Here is a 17,076-nt window from a genome sequence, read left to right as displayed (position 1 = left end):
GGCTCAGTCGGCGGCCGCCGGGACGGTCTCCGGTTCGGCCGCCTGCATCTGAGCCGTCGCCTTCGCCGCCCTGCGCTTGAGCACGAGCATCGAGGTGAGCCCGATCAGCACGGCGAGCACGAGTCCGAGCCACGAGAACCGCTTCAGCCACGACTCGGCGACGATCCCCACGTAGTAGATGACCGCGGTCGTCCCGCCCGCCCAGATGATCCCGCCCAGCACGTTGGCGATCAGGAACTTCCAGTACGGCATCCGCAGCACACCGGCGAGCGGTCCGGCGAAGATCCTCAGCAGCGCGACGAAACGGCCGAAGAACACCGCCCACATGCCCCACTTCTCGAAGGACCGCTCCGCCGTGGCGACATGGCCCTCACTGAAGTGTCTCGGGAACTTGTTGCCCAGCCACGTGAGCAACGGCCGTCCGCCCTTGCGCCCGATCGCATAGCCGACGGAGTCACCGACGACCGCCCCAAGGCTGGCGCACGCACCGAGTACCACGGGATTGATCCCCGCGTGCTGCGAGGACAGCAGCGCGGCGGAGACCAGGATGATCTCGCCGGGCAGCGGAATGCCCAGGCTCTCCAGGCCGATGACCAGGCCCACCAGGGCGTAGACGGCGGCCGGGGGCACGGTGTCGAGCCATTCCTGGACGTGCAACGCCGGTTCCTCCTGAGTCGCGTTCCCGGCGTGCGCCAAGTACCGGCGCACGCCGTGGCAGCCTACCGGTTCACGAGAACCGACGTCCGGAGCAACAGCTCACCTTCGGTCTACGGCAGTGCGGTCCCGAGCGTCGACGCGAGGGGCGCCGTCGCCGAGGTCGCGGTGTCCACGACCGCACCCACCGCCGCCACGGCCCCCTCGACCGGAGCGGCCGGAGTGGCCGGAGTGGCCGGAGTGGCCGGCTCGGTGTCGCTGTCGTCGACCTGGGCGGCCCGTGTCCCGTACTGCGGCGGCGGGGTTCCGTGCTGGTCCGAGGGCTGACCGGGGCTCTGTTCGCGGTCGCTGTCGGGGTGGTCGTCGGAACCCGAGGGCGGGGTGGGGGCGAGGTGCGGTGCGACCGGATCCTCGTCCGGCCCCCCGGAGGGCCGGCCCGTCGCGTCCTCGGGCGACTGCGTGCCCTGTTGTGCCGGCGCGCCCTCGTCGGCGAACTCCAGCAGCCACCTCTGTCCCTGCGAGCCGTTCCGCTCGGTGACAACGACGGTCTCCCCCTTGCCGGGCGCGACCAGCAGCCCCTTCCCGCGCCGCAACAGCAGTTCGCCGCGCACGGTGAGGTCGTAGCGGACCTCACCCGCGTGGGTCAGGCAGTCGGCGATCACGACCGACCGCTTCTCGGTGTCCGCGTCGAGGCAGAGCGTGGGATCGGCCGCGCTGCGCAGCAGTCCGTCCTCCTGGTACGACCACTGCTGGGATCCGGCGGAGGAGCACTCCGCCAGCACGGCCTTCGGGCCGGCCGCGTTCCGGGCGTGGTGGGCGTCCTGGCTGTCGAGGCACAGGCCGGCGTCGGCGTTGCGGAGTCTGCCGTGGCCGACCTCCACGGGGTTGCCCATCGAAGCCGTGGACGGGGACCCGGCGTCCCGGGAGACCGTCGACGGACTCGGCCGTACGGTGTTCCCGCTCACCGCGCCCCAGGTGGCGCCGGGCGTGGGAACACCGCCGTCGTCCGACCAGCTCTTGGCCACGAGCACCGTGGCGAGCAGGACCAGGGAGGTCAGACCGGCGCCGACGAGAACGGCACGGGCGCTTTTGCGCGGCTGGGCGAGAAGGCCTGCCGGAACGGGGCGGTGGCGGCCGCCGGGCTTCGCACGGGCCGCGCCGGGCGGGGCCGGGGACGCCCGCTCGGCGGACCGCGCGGGCCGCGAGTCGAGATAGCGGTGGGCGCCCCAGCCGAGCACCGTCTCGGCGAGCAGCACCTCCAGACCGCCCTCAAAGTGGCTGAGCTGTTCGGCGGCGTGACGGCAATACCGGCAATCCGTCAGATGTTTACGGACATCGGGCAGAAGGCCCCCGCCCCGGCGAATCGGGACATCCAGCAGGCGATTGTAGAAACGGCATTCACTGGCGGGCGCGAGTTCCCGGTGAGCACGGACACAGCCGGTGCGGAATTGTTCGCGTGCCTGCTCGAGGGCGGCTGCCGCACGGGCCTCATCCACACCGAGCAGACCGGCCGGTACGGATATGGGTTCGGCCTCGACCTCACTGTGCCACAGCAGGCATTGAGAGGCGCCGGGAAGAGCCCTGAATGCGCGCTCGGCGAGCTGTCTTCTTTCCGGGGTGACGGACCTCGCCGCGCGTAGACCACGGCCGCCGATCGTCTTGCGAAGTTCCGGCAGCACGGCGGAGATTTCGTCGTCCGCGGCCCACTCCTTGACGAACTCCCTCACCGCAACAAGAAGTTGGGGGCGCAGCGCGCCGCCACCCGCCCGGCCGAGCACTCGGTGAAATGCCGCCGCGGCCGCCATCGATGCCGAACCCGACCAGGAGGCAAGGCAGATGACCGAGTATGCGTAGGTCGCCTGCCAGTGCCGTGCCATCAACAGGGCGATGGCATGGCCGTCCACGCTGTTTTCTTCCAGCCGGGCCAGAAGATTGCGGTCGGACTCCGCCGGACTCGATCCGGGGCGTGGGGGGTAAGGGGGTCGTGGGGGGTTGGCGGATTGCACGGGACCAATTCCTTCCAAGCCGCAGGACGGCATGGGATATGCGCGTCCTCGGAAAGCAGGCGCCTGATTGGTGCATACCTATGCCGCATCAGATGCGACCCGGCTCATCCCGGGGGGCGCTCACCTTCGCACAATTGATGTACAGCAAACAAGAAGGTGGAGTGACGCATGTTCAAAAAGAGGCGAGTTCAGAAATGTTACCGCCGGTATCCGCACCCGTATTCGAGTTAAGCGGGGTGCAGCACTCAAGTTGTGTGCGCGGCCGGATGCTTGGCACACGAAATCTCCCCGGCTGCCGCACGGCTCGGCACCCGGTTCCTGCCGGCGACCAAGGCGACGCCGAAGGAGATGCTCCCGGCCGTCGACAAGCCGGCCATCCAGTACGTCGTCGAGGAGGCCGCAGCGGCCGGGCTCGACGACGTCCTGATGGTCACCGGCCGCCACAAGCGGGCCATCGAGGACCACTTCGACAACGCCTTCGAGCTGGAGCAGGCCCTCGCGGCCAGGGGCGACGCGGTACGCCTCGACGCCGTGCGCGATCCCGCGCGTCAGGCCGGCATTCCACCACATCCGCCAGGGCGAGCCGCTCCCCCTCGGCCACGCGGTGCTCTGCGCCCGCCGCCACGTCGGCGACCAGCCCTTCGCCGCCCTCCTCGGCGACGACCTGATCGACCCGCGCGAGACCCTGCTCAGCACGATGCTCGACGTCCGCGACCGGTACGCCGGAAGCGTGGTCGCCCTCATCGAGGTACCGCGCGACCAGATCCACCTCTACGGCTGCGCGGCCGTGACACCCACGGGGGAGAAGGGCCTGGTCCGCGTGACCGGCCTGGTCGAGAAGCCCTCCTCCGAGAACGCGCCGAGCGCCTACGCGGTCATCGGCCGCTACGTCCTCGACCCCCAGGTCTTCGACGTCCTGGACCGCACCCCGCCGGGTCGCGGTGGCGAGATCCAGCTCACCGACGCCCTCCAGCACCTCGCGACCGGCGGCACGGTCCACGGCGTCGTCTTCGACGGCCTCCGCTACGACACCGGCGACAAGGCCGACTACCTCCGCACGGTGGTACGCCTGGCCTGCGAGCGCGACGACCTGGGCCCCGAGTTCATCGACTGGCTCAAGGAGTTCGTGGCGGAGTGGGAAAGTGGCGAGGGGATGGGGCAAAGGCGGTCGGCGGCCTGACAACCGGACCGCTCACCCCAGGCCCGCCGGTCCCGGGGCGCCCCCACGCCCCGCCGGTCCCGCACTCAGCCGTTCGGCCGCAGTGTCCACACCACCGTCATCTCGCCCGTGACCGCCCCGTCCGCGCGGCGGATCTCGATCGTGACCGGGAACTCGGGGCGCTCCCCGGCGTCGAGTTGGGCGACGACCTCGGCGGCCGGGCGGCCCAGGGTGGCCGTGGCGGTCACCGGGCCCATGGCGAGCTTGCGGTAGGCGATCTCCGCGTTGACGGCGAGCGGTACCGCGCGCGAGAGCTGGTCACCGAACGCGGCCAGGACGACCGCCCCGCTGGCCGACTCGGCGAGCGTGAACATCGCCCCGGCGTGCGGTCCGCCCACGTGGTTGTGGAACTCGCCCTGGTCGGGCAGGGCGACCACGACCTTCTCCGGGCCGGTCTCCAGGAACTCGAGGTTCAGGGTCCGCACCATGGGCACGGTGGCGGCGAGCATCTCGCCGACGGACATCTGGTCTGCGCTCATGCCCGGATGTTACCCACGAGTAGAACGCGCTGACCAGGCCCGGCACCAGTGACCGGCGTCTCCTTCCGGGCGGCACCGCATCCGGATTCGTCCTGGAAAGGGTTTGGCAAGGCAGCCCCCCGGCGGCGATAGTCGCCCGGTGACCCCCTCCGCCGACACCTCCCGCCGCGCCCGCAGACCCGCCTGGGCGAGCCGCAACTACGGCCTGCTGACCACCGCCGCGTTCGTGACCAACCTCGGCAGCAACGGCGCCCTGATCGCCGCCGCGTTCGCCGTACTGGACGCGGGTGGCGACAGCGGCGACGTGGGCCTGGTGGCCGCCGCGCGCACCCTCCCGCTGGTGGTGTTCCTGCTGATCGGCGGCGCGGTGGCGGACCGCCTGCCCCGGCACCGGGTGATGGTCGCGGCCAACACCCTCAACTGCCTCTCCCAGGGCGCGTTCGCCGTCCTCGTCCTGACCGGCGAGCCCCGGCTCTGGCAGATGATGCTGCTGACCGCGCTCGGCGGCACGGGCCACGCGTTCTTCAGCCCGGCGGCCGAGGGCATGCTGCTGTCGTCAGTCAGCGGCGAACAGGCCGGCCGTGCTTTCGCGGTGTTCCGGATGGCGATGCAGGGCGCGGCGCTGGGCGGTGCCGCGCTCGGCGGTGCGATGGTCGCCGCGGTCGGCCCCGGCTGGGTGCTCGCGGCGGACGCGGTGGCCTTCGCGGTCGCCGGTTCGCTCCGCTCCTTCCTCGACGTCAGTCACATCCCGCCGCGCGAACCGGGCGCCGGCATACTCGCCGACCTCCGCGACGGCTGGCGGGAGGTCGCGGGGCGACCGTGGCTGTGGGGCATCGTCGTCCAGTTCTCCGTGGCCAACGCGGTGCTCGGCGCCGCCGACGCGGTCTACGGCCCGCTGGTCGCCCAGGACGACCTGGGCGGGGCGGCCCCCTGGGGTGTGGCCCTCGGCTTCTTCGGCGCGGGCACGGTCGTCGGCGCCCTCCTCATGATCCGCTGGAAGCCGCACCGGCTGCTCTTCGTGGGCATCCTCTGCGTGTTCCCGATGACGCTGCCGTCCGCCGCGCTGGCCGTGCCGGTGTCGGTACCGCTCCTGTGCACGGCGATGTTCGTGGCCGGCGCGACCGTCGAGGTGTTCGGCGTCTCCTGGATGACCGCCCTGCACCAGGAGATACCGGAGGACAAGCTCTCCCGGGTCTCGGCCTACGACTGGTTCGGCTCGGTCGCTCTCATGCCGCTCGCGGCGGCACTGGCGGGCCCGGCGGAGTCGGCGTTCGGACGCACCGCGGCCCTGTGGGGCTGCGCGGGCCTGATCGCGGCGGTCACGGCGGCCGTCCTGTGCGTACCGGACGTCCGTAACCTGCGCCGGAACACCAAGCAGGTCACGCACGACTCAGCCGATGCCGAACGCCCCGTCGGGGGGCTCGGGTGACGGCACCGCCTCCTCGTCCCGCACCGGCCGCGCCGCCCCGATGAACTTGCGCAGCCCTGCACCGTGTTCGACCCGCGCGGGAAAGGCGTCGGCCGCGGTACGCCGGGCCAGGGCCGGCGTGTCGAGGGGCAGCTGCGCGGCGACGAGCACCGCGTTCCCGAACCGCCGCCCCCGCAGTACCGCGGGCTCGGCGATCAGCACCTGCTCCTCGAACACCTCGGCGAAATTGGCGAGTTGGGACCGCAGAAACGCGAAGGGCGCGGCGTCGGCGAGATTCGCGAGATAGACCCCGCCGCTCCTGAGCACTCGCGCCGCCTCACGGGCGTACTCCAAGGACGTCAGATGGGCGGGGACCCGCGACCCTCCGAAGACATCGGCGACCAGCACATCGGCAGAGCCCGCCGGGGCGCTTTCCAGCCATCCCCGCGCATCGGCCGCGTGCAACGTGATCCCGGCCCCGTCCGGAAGCGGCAGATGCTCGACGACCAGCTCCAGCAAGGCTCCGTCTGCCTCGACGACATCCTGCCGGGAGCCGGGCCGTGTGGCCGCCAGATACCGCGGCATCGTCAGAGCACCCCCACCGAGATGTACGACGTCCAGCGGCCGCCCCGCCTCCCCGATGCCGTCCAGCACATGCCCGAGCCGCTGCGCGTACTCGAACTCCAGATGCGACGGCTCGTCGAGATCCACGTACGACTGCGGAGCCCCGTCGACAGTCAGCAACCAGGCCCGCTCCCGATCCACGTCAGGCATCAACTTGGCGAACCCGTGATCGACGGCACGGGCGACGGGCAGGGACTCGGTCATCTGCTCATTGTGCCTGGCCGAGAGCGCCCCGTTAGGGGCGCGGGGCTGTATCGATCTGCGGCTCCGCCGCGCGGGCGCGACCAGCCACAACAGCCCCGCAGCCCCACGAACCGCAACCACCCTCACACAAGGGCAGTGACGGTCCCCGCCCCGACGGTCCGACCACCCTCACGGATGGCGAATCCGAGCCCTGGCTCGAGCGGCACATCCCGCCCCAGCTCCACGGTCATGACGACCTTCTCCCCCGGCCGGGCGACGGCGACCTCACCGAGATCGACATCTCCCACGACATCCGCCGTACGGATGTAGAACTGCGGCCGATACCCCGAAGAGACGGGCGTCGTACGCCCACCCTCCCGCGCCGACAGCACATACACCTGCGCGGTGAAGCGACGGCTCGGCACCACACTGCCGGGCGCGGCCACGACATGCCCCCGCCGGACCGCGTCCCGGGGAACGCCCCGCAGCAGCAGCGCGACGTTGTCCCCGGCCTGCGCCTCGTCCATCGGCTTGCCGAAGGTCTCCACCCCGGTCACCACCGTCTCCACGGCGGCCCCGAGCACGTCGACCCGGTCCCCCACCCGCACGGTGCCCCGCTCGACCGCGCCGGTCACCACGGTCCCCCGGCCGGTGATGGTCAGCACGTTCTCGACGGGCATCAGGAACGGCGCGTCCAGATACCGCTCGGGGATGGGCACGTAGGTGTCCACCGCGTCGAGCAGCGCCTCGATCGACGCCGTCCAGCGCGGGTCCCCCTCCAGGGCCTTGAGCCCCGAGACCCGTACGACGGGCACGGCGTCGCCGCCGTAGCCGTGCGCGGTGAGCAGCTCACGGACCTCCAGCTCGACGAGCTCGACCAGTTCCTCGTCGGCCGCGTCCGCCTTGTTGAGGGCGACCACCACGTGGTCGACGCCCACCTGCCGCGCGAGCAGCACGTGTTCGGCGGTCTGCGGCATGATCCCGTCGAGCGCGGAGACGACGAGGATCGCCCCGTCGAGCTGCGCGGCCCCGGTGACCATGTTCTTGACGTAGTCGGCGTGGCCCGGCATGTCCACGTGCGCGTAGTGCCGGGTGTCGGTCTCGTACTCGACATGCGCGATGTTGATGGTGATCCCGCGCGCGGCCTCCTCCGGGGCCCGGTCGATGCGGTCGAACGGCACGAAGGTGCCGCTCCCGCGCTCGGACAGGACCCTGGTGATGGCGGCGGTCAGGGTGGTCTTGCCGTGGTCGACGTGGCCCATCGTGCCGATGTTCAGGTGCGGCTTGGTGCGCACGTAAGCGGTCTTGGACATGGCTGTACCTCGAAGCCTCTTCGTGTTCGTGGAAGAACGGGACCCCAAGGACTCGCCGACCCTCCCCCTGCGGGGTCCGCCGGACTGTCCGGGAAGGGTCAGCTTCGGGCGCCGTCTGCGGCGGCCAGGAACACGGGAACGGCAGCCTTCGGCGCATCCGCGACTGCGGATGCTGCGAGAGCGAAGACGTACCGGAACATGACGCAGATCATGTCCCACGCGTCGTCCCACGTCGAACGGTTTTTGTCGCCGCCCGTCCGCGCAACCGACGGCATCCATACGGCGATCACACATCCATGTCGGTTACCGTCACTGGATGCTCGATGCCACCACCCGCTCTGGGGGCACCGCCACGGCCACTCCCCCGGCCATCGTCACGGAGCTCGCACTCCCCGTCCCCGCTCCGGTGGGTCTCACCTCCCGTTGCACGAGAGTGCTGCTGTCGCCGTGGTCCCGGTTGTCCCTGCTCGTCGCGCTGCTCGCGGGCGCCGCGTCCACGGTCCTGCTCTTCGAGCCGCAGAGACTGCTCTCGGACGGCTGGCCGCCCCAGCTCGGCGGGGTCGCGGCCGCGGTCGTGTTCGGGGTGGCGTACGGCCTGTGCACGGTGGCGTTCGTGCCACGCCCGCTGCTCAATCTCGCCGCCGGAGCGCTCTTCGGGTCCCAGCTCGGACTCGCCTCGGCGCTGGGCGGGACGGTACTCGGGGCCGGCATCGCGTTCGGTCTGGGCCGGGTGCTCGGGCAGGACGCGCTACGGCCGTTGCTGCGGGGCCGGTGGCTGAAGGCGGCGGACGGGCAGCTCAGCCGGCACGGCTTCCGCTCGATGCTGGTCGCGCGGCTGTTTCCCGGCGTGCCCTTCTGGGCGGCCAACTACTGCGCCTCCGTGTCCCGTATGGGATATGTGCCGTTCCTCGTCGCGACGGCGCTCGGGTCGATTCCGAACACCGCCGCGTACGTGGTGGCCGGGGCGCGGGCTTCCGCACCGACCTCACCGGCGTTCCTGATCGCCATGGCCGCGATCGCCCTGCCGGGGCTGGCGGGGGCGGTGGTGGCGTGGCGCAAGCGGCACCATCTGCGGCGCCCCTGAAGCGCGCCGATCACACCCTTTCGAGGACCATCGCATTGGCCAGTCCGCCCGCCTCACACATCGTCTGCAGGGCGTAACGGGCCCCGCGTTCACGCATCGCGTGGACCAGGGTCGTCGTCAGACGGGTGCCGCTCGCGCCCAGGGGGTGGCCGATCGCTATCGCCCCGCCGTGGACGTTGACCTTGTCCAGGTCCGCGCCCGTCTCCTGCTGCCAGGCCAGGACCACGCTGGAGAACGCCTCGTTGACCTCGAAGAGGTCGATGTCGTCGAGGGAGAGGTGGGCCCGGCGCAGGACCCGCTCCGTGGCGGGGATGACTCCGGTGAGCATGAGGATCGGGTCGGAGCCGGTGACGGCGAAGCTGTGCAGCCGGGCCAGCGGGCGCAGACCCAGCCGTTCGGCGGTCTCGCTCGACGTGATGAGGACGGCCGAGGCGCCGTCGTTGATCGGGCTGGCGTTGCCCGCCGTGACGTTCCACTCGATCTGCGGGAAGCGTTCGGCGAAGTTCGGGTCGTAGTAGGCGGGCTTGAGGCCGGCGAGGATCTCGGGGGTGCTGCCCGGGCGGACGCACTCGTCGCGGGAGATCCCGTCCAGGGGGGCCACCTCGGCGTCGAAGAGGCCCTTCTCCCAGGCCGCCGCGGCCTTGTGGTGCGAGGCGACGGCGAACGCGTCCATCTGTTGGCGGTCGATCGACCACTTGGCGGCGATGAGTTCGGCGCTGATGCCCTGTGGGACCAGGCCGTCCTTGTAGCGCTCGGCGATGCCGGGGCCGAAGGGGTCCTTGCCCTCGGGCACGTTCGACCACATCGGCACGCGGCTCATCGACTCGACCCCGCAGGCGACGACGAGGTCGTACGCGCCCGCGATCACGCCCTGCGCGGCGAAGTGCACGGCCTGCTGCGAGGAGCCGCACTGGCGGTCCACGGTGGTCGCCGGGACCGTCTCCGGGAAGCCGGCCGACAGGGCCGCGTAGCGGGTGGTGTTCATGGCCTGCTCGCCGACCTGGTCGACGGTGCCGCCGATGACGTCATCGATGAGCGCCGGGTCGACGCCGGAGCGCTCGACGAGGGTGCGCAGGGTGTGGGCGAGGAGTTCTACGGGGTGCACGTGCGCGAGGGCGCCGCCTGGCTTGCCCTTGCCTATGGGAGTGCGTACGGCTTCGACGATCACTGCGTCACGCATGCTGCGGCCTCCACGGCTACCAGTGAGTAGGAAATCCAAACTCACCATAGCTCTGCGAGTTGGAAAAACAAACCCTCCCCTAGACTGGGTGCATGGCCGCCACCAAGGACCCGCGCCCCTGCTCGATCGCCGACGCCCTGACGCTGGTCGGCGAGAAGTACTCCCTGCTGGTGCTGCGAGAGGTCTGCATGGGCAACGGCCGCTTCGACCAGCTCGTCCGCAACATCGGGGCCCCGCGCGACATCCTGGCCGCCCGGCTGCGCCGGCTCGTGGACGCCGGGATCCTGACCAAGCGGGTCTACAGCGAGCGGCCGCAGCGCTTCGAGTACCGGCCCACCCAGGCGGGGCTCGAACTGGAGCCGGTGCTGCTGACGCTCATGGCGTGGGGCGACCGGCACCTGCGCGAGGACGGCGACCGGCCCATGGTCCTGGAGCACAGCTGCGGCCATGAACTGGAGCCCGTCGTCGTCTGCTCCGCCTGCGGCGGCACGGTGCTGCACGAGGACCTGACGTCCCATCCGCAGGCCCCCGGCTGGACGGTGACGGGCCCGGCGGCCGCGTAGGCGCCCGCCGCCCGCCGGCCCCGGCGGTCCCGCCCCCTGTGGCGAGGCCGTCACCGGGGGGCGTTACGCTGCCCTCGGACCCCGATCACCGCGCCCGGTGATGCGGCACGCCCGACTGCCCTCACTCGACCAGCACTTGGACGCCGTAACTTCATGTCTTGGTTTGAATCACTCGTCCTCGGACTCGTCCAGGGGCTGACCGAGTTCCTTCCCGTCTCCTCCAGTGCGCATCTGCGCCTGACCGCGGCTTTCTCGGGCTGGAAGGACCCGGGGGCGGCCTTCACCGCGATCACCCAGATCGGCACCGAGGCCGCCGTACTGATCTACTTCCGCAAGGACATCGGGCGGATCATCTCGACGTGGAGCCGTTCCCTTCTCAAGAAGGAACTGCGCAGCGACCACGACGCCCAGATGGGCTGGCTGGTGATCGTCGGCTCCATCCCGATCGGCCTGCTGGGGCTCCTGTTCAAGGACCAGATCGAGGGGCCGTTCCGCGATCTGCGCATCACCGCCACGATGTTGATCGTCGTCGGCATCGTCATCGGCGTCGCGGACCGGCTTGCGGCGCGCGACGAGAACGGCGGGCGCCACCGTGCGCCCAAGCAGCGCAAGGGACTTGAGGACCTCGGCGTCAAGGACGGCCTGATCTTCGGCCTCTGCCAGTCCATGGCCCTCGTCCCCGGCGTCTCCCGCTCGGGCGCGACGATCAGTGGCGGCCTGTTCATGGGGTACAAGCGCGAGTCCGCCGCGCGCTACTCCTTCCTTCTCGCTGTCCCCGCCGTACTGGCCTCCGGCCTCTTCGAGTTGAAGGACGCGATGGAGAGCGACCACGTCTCCTGGGGCCCCACGATCTTCGCCACGGTGATCGCCTTCGTCGTCGGCTACGCGGTCATCGCCTGGTTCATGAAGTTCATCTCCACCAAGAGCTTCATGCCCTTCGTCTGGTACCGCATCGCCCTCGGCGTCGTCATCATCGCGCTGGTCACGATGGGCGCCCTGAGCCCCCACGCGGCGGAGTCGGCGGGCTGACCCGCGCACCCGCCCCGGCACCCGTGACCCATCGCATACGTTCTGTGTAGCCGTCCGGTAGCGCACTGTCAGTGCTTGCGCCTAGGCTTGTGCGCATGTCCCCCGATTCCCTGACCCCTGGTTCCGTACGCTCCGCCGCCGAGGTGAACGAGCAGATCCGGGCGCTCTGGATGCGCGCCGGCGGCACCCTGTCCTCTCAGGAGCGCGCGGAGTACGAACTGCTGGTGGTCGAGTGGGCGGCCGCGATCCGCGCCGACATCATCGAGGCGGCCTGAGCCGCACGGAGGCCGAAACTCCCTGTACGGCCGCGCGGTTGCCTCCGGTAGCCTTCCCGGGCCCACCGTCGAGACTCCCTCGAAGTGAGGTCATGCCATGAGAGCGATCGTCGTGGGCGCGGGCATCGGAGGACTGACCGCGACACTGAGCCTGCGCCGGGCCGGCCATGAGGTGACGCTCGTCGAGCAGTCGCGGCAGCTCACCGAGATCGGCGCCGGCATCCAGCTCGCCCCCAACGCCACGCGCGTACTACGCCGACTGGACCTGCTCGACGCCGTCGCGGAACAGTCCACGCGCCCGGCCCACGTGAGCTTCCGCACCTGGTCCGACGGCCGAGAGATCTGCCGCTATGTCATCGGCCGTGCGGCCGAGGAGGAGTTCGGGGCGCCGTACCTCCAGGTCCACCGGGCCGATCTCCAACAGGCCCTGGCCGCCGCCGTACCGCCCGAGTCGCTGCGCGTGGCCACCGCCGTCGTGGGGATCGACCAGGACGACACCGGGGCCCATGTGACCACGGCGAGCGGTGAACGTCTGGACGCCGACGTCGTCGTGGCCGCCGACGGCATCCGCTCGGCCGCCCGCCAGTGGCTCTTCGGCGCGGACGAGGCGGTGTTCTCGCACACCGTCGCCTACCGGGCCCTCCTCCCCGCCGCCGAGGTCGCCGACCTGGACCTCCCGGAGTACGCGGGCTGGCTCGGCCCGGGCCGCCACGTCGTCCACTACTGGCTGCGCCGCGGCGAACTGCTCAACGTCGTCGCGGTGTTCGTGACGGACCAGGCGGCCCAGGAGTCGTGGACCGCGCGGGCGGAACCCGGCGAGCAGTTGCGCACGTTCTCCGGCTGGGACCCCCGGTTGCTGACCGTCCTCGACCGCGCGGGCCAGGTCCTGCGCTACGGCATCTACACGCGCGCCCCGCTCACCCGCTGGCACGTCGGCCGAGTGACCCTGCTCGGTGACAGCGCGCACGCGATGGTGCCCTTCCAGGCACAGGGCGCGGCCCAGGCCATCATGGACGCGGCCGTGCTCGGCGACTGCCTCACCGGCACGGCACCGGACGAGGTGCCCGAAGCGCTCGACCGGTACGTCCGCAGGCGGGCACCGGCCGCCACGGCCGTACAGACCAGTTCGGCCCGCGCGGGCCACGACTACCACCTGCCGGACGGCCCCGAGGCCGAGGCGCGCAACGCCCGCCTGGTCGCCCTCGCGGCCGAGAACAGGTTCGGCCCGCACTCGGCCGCCTGGCCGGTGGACGTCCTGGCCGACGGCTGACCTCCCACCCGTCGACCCGCTCCGTCCCCCGACCACACCGCCCACCGATCACCCCCGTCCCGCCCTCCGAATGTCACCGCACGCCCCTTGGCGCGGCCCGTCCCATGCCCAACACTGAGCCGATGACGCAGCGTGTGGAGCTCGCGACCGTGATGGACCGGCTGACCGTGGACGCACTCGTCACCGACTACGCCGTGGCCGTGGACGACGGCGACTGGGAGGCGTACCGAGGACTGTTCACCCCCGACGGGCGGGCCGACTACCGCTCGGCGGGCGGCGTGGAGGGGGACGCGCGCAAGGTCGCCGCATGGCTCGCGGAGAGCCTGCGGCTGTTCTCGATGCGCCAGCATCTGATCGTCAACCGCCGCGTCCGGTTCGGCACCCTGGACCAGGACACCGGCGACACGGCCCGGGTCCAGGCCGACTACATCAACCCGATGCGCCTCGCCGACGACGGCACCGCCTCCACCGCCCCCGACTTCGTCTGCGGCGGCCGCTACGCCTTCGCCCTGCTGCGCACGGACGACGGCTGGCGGCTGCGCGAGGTCGTCGTACAGGAGAAGTGGCGGCGACTGCCGGACCCCCGGCCCGCACCTGTGATCAACTGAGCCGACACCCTCGGGTGGTCCACCACACGCACACTGGAGTCACCCACGGGGTAGGAGGCGCCGTATGAACACGTTCGGCCACTGGCTCGCCTCCCCGTGGCGGCGCTCGATCGTCGCCACGGTGGCAGGCGCTCTCCCCGTCCTCGCGTTCCCGGCACCGTCCCTGTGGTGGTTCGCCTACGTCGCCCTCGTCCCCTGGATCGCGCTGATCCGCTCCGCTCCCACGGCGAAACGGGCGGCGTACGACGGCTGGGCCGGCGGTTTCGGGTTCATGGTGGGGATGCACCACTGGCTGCTGCCGAGCCTGAGCGTGTTCATCTTCGTCATCGGCGCCCTGCTCGGCGCGCTGTGGGCGCCGTGGGGTGCGCTGGTGCGGCACTTCCTGGCCGGGACGCCCTCGCGCGGCCGGATCGCCGCCGCCCTGGCCGTACTGCCGTCGGGCTGGCTCGGTATCGAACTCGTCCGCTCCTGGCAGGGGCTCGGCGGTCCGTGGGGCGTACTCGGCTCCAGCCAGTGGGAGGTGGAACCGGCGCTGCGGCTGGCCTCGGTGGGCGGGGTGTGGCTGCTCAGCTTCCTGATCGTGGCCGTCAATGTGGCGGTCGCCCTGTTGGTGACGGTGCGTGAGTCCCGGGTCCCCGCGGTGGCGGCTCTGGTCGCCACGGCCGCCGTGACCTCGGCGGCCTGGATGTGGTCACCGCGCCCCGACACCGGGGGGACGACCCGGATCGCGGTCGTCCAGCCCGGTGTCATCGACGGCGCCGACCGGCGCTTCGCGCGCGAGGAGCAGCTGACCCGTGACCTCGCCGGGCAGGACGTCGACCTGATCGTGTGGGGCGAGAGCAGTGTCGGCTTCGACCTCGGGGACCGGCCCGACCTGGCGAAACGGATCGCGGCGCTCTCCGAGGAGACCGGCGCCGACATCCTCGTCAACGTGGACGCCCGCCGCTCCGACAAGCCCGGCATCTACAAGAGTTCGGTGCTCGTGGGGCCCGGCGGACTCACCGGCGACCGCTACGACAAGATGCGGCTCGTCCCCTTCGGCGAGTACATTCCGGCCCGCTCGCTGCTCGGCTGGGCCACCTCGGTCGGCAAGGCGGCGGGCGAGAACCGCAGGCACGGCTCCCAGCAGGTCGTGATGGACGTCGGTCACGGGCTGAAGGTCGGTCCGATGGTGTGCTTCGAGTCGGCGTTCCCCGACATGAGCCGCCATCTCGCCGAGGACGGCGCCCAGGTGCTGATCGCCCAGTCGGCGACCTCGTCCTTCCAGCAGAGCTGGGCCCCCGAGCAGCACGCCTCGCTCGCCGCCCTGCGCGCCGCCGAGACGGGCCGCCCCATGGTGCACTCGACCCTGACCGGCGTCTCCGCCGTCTACGACGCGAGCGGACAGCGCGTCGGCCGGTGGATCGGCACCGACTCCAGCACCTCGCGCGTGTACGACGTACCGCTGGCGACCGGGACGACGCCGTACGTCCGCTTCGGCGACTGGCCGGTGCACGCGGCCCTGCTGATCCTCCTGGCGTGGTGCGCCACCGACGGCCTGCGCGTGCTCCGGCTCAGGCGGACCGCTCCAGAACCGCTCGTACCACCCGCTCGCACAGCTCATGGGTCGCCAGCGCGTCCCGGGCGCTGAGCACCTTTCCCGCGCGCACGGCGTCGAGGAAGGCGAGCACCGCCTGCTCGATGCCGCGCTGCCGGGCCACCGGCACCCAGTCGCCGCGCCGCCGCACGGTCGGCTGACCCTTGTGGTCGATCACCTCGGCGAGATTGACCACCTGCCGCTTGGTGTCCTGCCCGGACACCTCCAGGATCTCCTCGGCCGAGCCGCTGAGCCGGTTCATCACCCCGAGCGCGGTGAAGCCGTCCCCGGCGAGCTGGAGCACGACGTGGTGCAGCAGCCCGTCCTCCACGCGCGCGCGTACCGTCACGTCGTCGACCTGCCCCGGCACCAGGAACCGCAGGGTGTCGACGACGTGGATGAAGTCGTCGAGGATCATCGCGCGCGGCTCCTCCGGGAGCCCGATCCGGTTCTTCTGCATGAGGATCAGTTCGCGCGGATGGTCGGCGCACTGCGCGTATCCGGGAGCGAACCGGCGGTTGAACCCGACGGCCAGACTCGTGTTCCGCTGTTCGGCGAGCGCCACCAGCCGTTCGGAGTCGGCGAGTTCGTAGGCGAGCGGCTTGTCGACATACGTCGGTACGCCCGCCTCCAGCAGCCGCGCGACGATGTCGGGGTGCACGCTCGTCGGCGCGTGCACGAACGCGGCGTCGAGGTCCTGGGCGAGCAGCGAGTCGAGGTCCCGGTGCCGTTGCCGCTCGGGAAGGTGGAGACCGTCGGCGACCCGGGTCAGCGTCGCCGGCGTCCGCGTCTGCACGTGCAGTTCGACGCCGGGCCGGCCGCCGAGCACCGGCAGATACGCCTTCTGCGCGATGTCACCGAGTCCGATGCAGCCGACCTTCACGTGGGACTCCTCAGTTTGTCCGGCCAGGGCCTTGCCGGAAGCATACGGCGGCCCCGGCGGGCCCCGGCCGACGACCGGGAATTCGCTGGTGGTGAGGGGTGAGGTGGGTCAGGATGCGAGCATGACGACTCAGCGCCCCGAACCCGCGACCACCGCCGACGAACGCAGCATGCTGGAGGGCTGGCTGGACTACCACCGCCAGACACTGGCGTGGAAGTGCGAAGGTCTGACCGACGCCCAGCTCAGGACCGCCTCGGTGGAGCCGTCCACGCTCTCCCTGATGGGCCTGGTCCGGCACATGGCGGAGGTGGAGCGCAGCTGGTTCCGCCGGGTCCTGACCGACGAGGACGCGGGCCCGATCTACTACAGCGAGGCCGACCCGGACGGCGAGTTCCGTCTCACGGAGGCCGACACCTGGCAGGAGGCGTACGGCACCTGGCAGGCCGAGATCGAGAAGAGCCGGGAGAACGCGGCCCGCTTCGGCCTGGACGACATCACCGTGGGCAAGCACCGCCGGACCGGAGAGCGGTTCAACCTGCGCTGGCTCTACACCCACATGATCGAGGAGTACGCCCGCCACAACGGCCATGCCGACCTGATCCGCGAGCGCATCGACGGCGTCACCGGCGACTGACGTCAGCACCGGGCGGCCTGAGCACACCGTACGAGGACGGAGATCACCCGTGCGGGGCAACCTCCACTCGTCCGCTGTCGCCGAGGCC

16 protein-coding genes and 1 pseudogene are annotated in these 17,076 nt (G+C 71.3%); 10 read left to right on the top strand and 7 right to left on the bottom strand.

The genetic code is table 11. The features are described from left to right. Window positions 1-3 precede the first annotated feature (3 nt). Window positions 4-657, bottom strand: a complete 654-nt coding sequence (locus ACIBJB_RS19680) for a DedA family protein (protein WP_398932684.1) — start codon at window positions 655-657, stop codon at window positions 4-6. 110 nt (window positions 658-767) lie between these two features. After that, entirely contained in the window at window positions 768-2,558 is a 1,791-nt protein-coding gene (locus tag ACIBJB_RS19675; protein ID WP_398932140.1) for an RICIN domain-containing protein, read from the bottom strand. A 354-nt stretch (window positions 2,559-2,912) separates the two neighbouring features. On the opposite strand from ACIBJB_RS19675, the pseudogene ACIBJB_RS19670 reads away from it, so the two are divergent. Continuing rightward, a pseudogene (locus ACIBJB_RS19670) lies at window positions 2,913-3,840 on the top strand (UTP--glucose-1-phosphate uridylyltransferase). A 65-nt stretch (window positions 3,841-3,905) separates the two neighbouring features. Here the strand turns inward: ACIBJB_RS19670 and ACIBJB_RS19665 are convergent. Next, complete coding sequence (locus tag ACIBJB_RS19665; RefSeq protein WP_307082325.1) at window positions 3,906-4,343, bottom strand: DUF4442 domain-containing protein; 438 nt, start codon at window positions 4,341-4,343, stop codon at window positions 3,906-3,908. A 154-nt stretch (window positions 4,344-4,497) separates the two neighbouring features. Here ACIBJB_RS19665 and ACIBJB_RS19660 point away from each other — a divergent pair, with 154 nt between their 5' ends. Then, window positions 4,498-5,787: an MFS transporter gene (locus ACIBJB_RS19660; protein WP_398932138.1), complete on the top strand. Its 1,290-nt coding sequence runs from the start codon at window positions 4,498-4,500 to the stop codon at window positions 5,785-5,787. Here the strand turns inward: ACIBJB_RS19660 and ACIBJB_RS19655 are convergent. Then, window positions 5,749-6,594, bottom strand: a complete 846-nt coding sequence (locus ACIBJB_RS19655) for a spermidine synthase (protein ID WP_398932136.1) — start codon at window positions 6,592-6,594, stop codon at window positions 5,749-5,751. The genes ACIBJB_RS19660 and ACIBJB_RS19655 overlap by 39 nt on opposite strands. Window positions 6,595-6,716: 122 nt before the next feature. Then, window positions 6,717-7,886: an elongation factor Tu gene (gene tuf / locus ACIBJB_RS19650; protein WP_398932134.1), complete on the bottom strand. Its 1,170-nt coding sequence runs from the start codon at window positions 7,884-7,886 to the stop codon at window positions 6,717-6,719. 316 nt (window positions 7,887-8,202) lie between these two features. On the opposite strand from tuf, the gene ACIBJB_RS19645 reads away from it, so the two are divergent. Then, entirely contained in the window at window positions 8,203-8,970 is a 768-nt protein-coding gene (locus tag ACIBJB_RS19645; RefSeq protein ID WP_398932132.1) for a TVP38/TMEM64 family protein, read from the top strand. Window positions 8,971-8,980: 10 nt separating this feature from the next. Here ACIBJB_RS19645 and ACIBJB_RS19640 read toward each other — a convergent pair whose 3' ends face one another. Then, window positions 8,981-10,150 (bottom strand): thiolase family protein, encoded by a 1,170-nt coding sequence (locus ACIBJB_RS19640; protein WP_398932130.1) that lies wholly within the window; start codon window positions 10,148-10,150, stop codon window positions 8,981-8,983. Between the two features lie 92 nt (window positions 10,151-10,242). Between ACIBJB_RS19640 and ACIBJB_RS19635 the strand changes: the two genes are divergently transcribed. From ACIBJB_RS19635 to lnt, 6 genes are all read left to right on the top strand, one after another. Beyond that, window positions 10,243-10,713, top strand: a complete 471-nt coding sequence (locus ACIBJB_RS19635) for a winged helix-turn-helix transcriptional regulator (protein ID WP_398932128.1) — start codon at window positions 10,243-10,245, stop codon at window positions 10,711-10,713. Window positions 10,714-10,866: 153 nt separating this feature from the next. Continuing rightward, window positions 10,867-11,742, top strand: a complete 876-nt coding sequence (locus ACIBJB_RS19630; RefSeq protein ID WP_398932126.1) for an undecaprenyl-diphosphate phosphatase — start codon at window positions 10,867-10,869, stop codon at window positions 11,740-11,742. A 95-nt stretch (window positions 11,743-11,837) separates the two neighbouring features. Continuing rightward, window positions 11,838-12,017: a hypothetical protein gene (locus ACIBJB_RS19625; RefSeq protein ID WP_398932124.1), complete on the top strand. Its 180-nt coding sequence runs from the start codon at window positions 11,838-11,840 to the stop codon at window positions 12,015-12,017. Window positions 12,018-12,114: 97 nt separating this feature from the next. Further along, a complete protein-coding gene (locus ACIBJB_RS19620; RefSeq protein ID WP_398932122.1) occupies window positions 12,115-13,287 on the top strand; it encodes an FAD-dependent monooxygenase in 1,173 nt (390 codons plus the stop codon). Window positions 13,288-13,409: 122 nt separating this feature from the next. After that, window positions 13,410-13,895 carry a nuclear transport factor 2 family protein gene (locus ACIBJB_RS19615; RefSeq protein WP_391060788.1) on the top strand — a complete coding sequence of 162 codons (486 nt, stop codon included), beginning with the start codon at window positions 13,410-13,412 and terminating at the stop codon, window positions 13,893-13,895. Between the two features lie 64 nt (window positions 13,896-13,959). Then, window positions 13,960-15,525 carry an apolipoprotein N-acyltransferase gene (gene lnt, locus ACIBJB_RS19610; RefSeq protein ID WP_398932120.1) on the top strand — a complete coding sequence of 522 codons (1,566 nt, stop codon included), beginning with the start codon at window positions 13,960-13,962 and terminating at the stop codon, window positions 15,523-15,525. Here lnt and ACIBJB_RS19605 read toward each other — a convergent pair. Further along, the gene (locus ACIBJB_RS19605; RefSeq protein WP_398932118.1) at window positions 15,449-16,354 is read right to left on the bottom strand and encodes a Gfo/Idh/MocA family protein; all 906 of its coding nucleotides are present in this window, start codon (window positions 16,352-16,354) and stop codon (window positions 15,449-15,451) included. The genes lnt and ACIBJB_RS19605 overlap by 77 nt on opposite strands. 121 nt (window positions 16,355-16,475) lie before the next feature. Here ACIBJB_RS19605 and ACIBJB_RS19600 point away from each other — a divergent pair, with 121 nt between their 5' ends. Continuing rightward, window positions 16,476-16,988 carry a DinB family protein gene (locus ACIBJB_RS19600; RefSeq protein ID WP_398932116.1) on the top strand — a complete coding sequence of 171 codons (513 nt, stop codon included), beginning with the start codon at window positions 16,476-16,478 and terminating at the stop codon, window positions 16,986-16,988. The last annotated feature ends 88 nt before the right edge of the window (window positions 16,989-17,076 follow it).

Origin of the sequence: Streptomyces sp. NPDC050759, from assembly GCF_044456945.1 — a bacterium.
GTDB lineage: Bacteria > Actinomycetota > Actinomycetes > Streptomycetales > Streptomycetaceae > Streptomyces.
Note: the sequence above shows the minus strand (reverse complement) of the source record. Positions and strands in the feature narration are given on the sequence as shown.

Coding starts and splice junctions, on each gene's coding strand:
- ACIBJB_RS19665 (WP_307082325.1), bottom strand. CDS start 4,343: ATGTCCGTCGGCGAGATGCTCGCCGCCACCGTGCCCATGGTGCGGACC.
- ACIBJB_RS19655 (WP_398932136.1), bottom strand. CDS start 6,594: ATGACCGAGTCCCTGCCCGTCGCCCGTGCCGTCGATCACGGGTTCGCC.
- tuf (WP_398932134.1), bottom strand. CDS start 7,886: ATGTCCAAGACCGCTTACGTGCGCACCAAGCCGCACCTGAACATCGGC.
- ACIBJB_RS19645 (WP_398932132.1), top strand. CDS start 8,203: ATGCTCGATGCCACCACCCGCTCTGGGGGCACCGCCACGGCCACTCCC.
- ACIBJB_RS19640 (WP_398932130.1), bottom strand. CDS start 10,150: ATGCGTGACGCAGTGATCGTCGAAGCCGTACGCACTCCCATAGGCAAG.
- ACIBJB_RS19635 (WP_398932128.1), top strand. CDS start 10,243: ATGGCCGCCACCAAGGACCCGCGCCCCTGCTCGATCGCCGACGCCCTG.
- ACIBJB_RS19630 (WP_398932126.1), top strand. CDS start 10,867: ATGTCTTGGTTTGAATCACTCGTCCTCGGACTCGTCCAGGGGCTGACC.
- ACIBJB_RS19625 (WP_398932124.1), top strand. CDS start 11,838: ATGTCCCCCGATTCCCTGACCCCTGGTTCCGTACGCTCCGCCGCCGAG.
- ACIBJB_RS19620 (WP_398932122.1), top strand. CDS start 12,115: ATGAGAGCGATCGTCGTGGGCGCGGGCATCGGAGGACTGACCGCGACA.
- ACIBJB_RS19615 (WP_391060788.1), top strand. CDS start 13,410: ATGACGCAGCGTGTGGAGCTCGCGACCGTGATGGACCGGCTGACCGTG.
- lnt (WP_398932120.1), top strand. CDS start 13,960: ATGAACACGTTCGGCCACTGGCTCGCCTCCCCGTGGCGGCGCTCGATC.
- ACIBJB_RS19600 (WP_398932116.1), top strand. CDS start 16,476: ATGACGACTCAGCGCCCCGAACCCGCGACCACCGCCGACGAACGCAGC.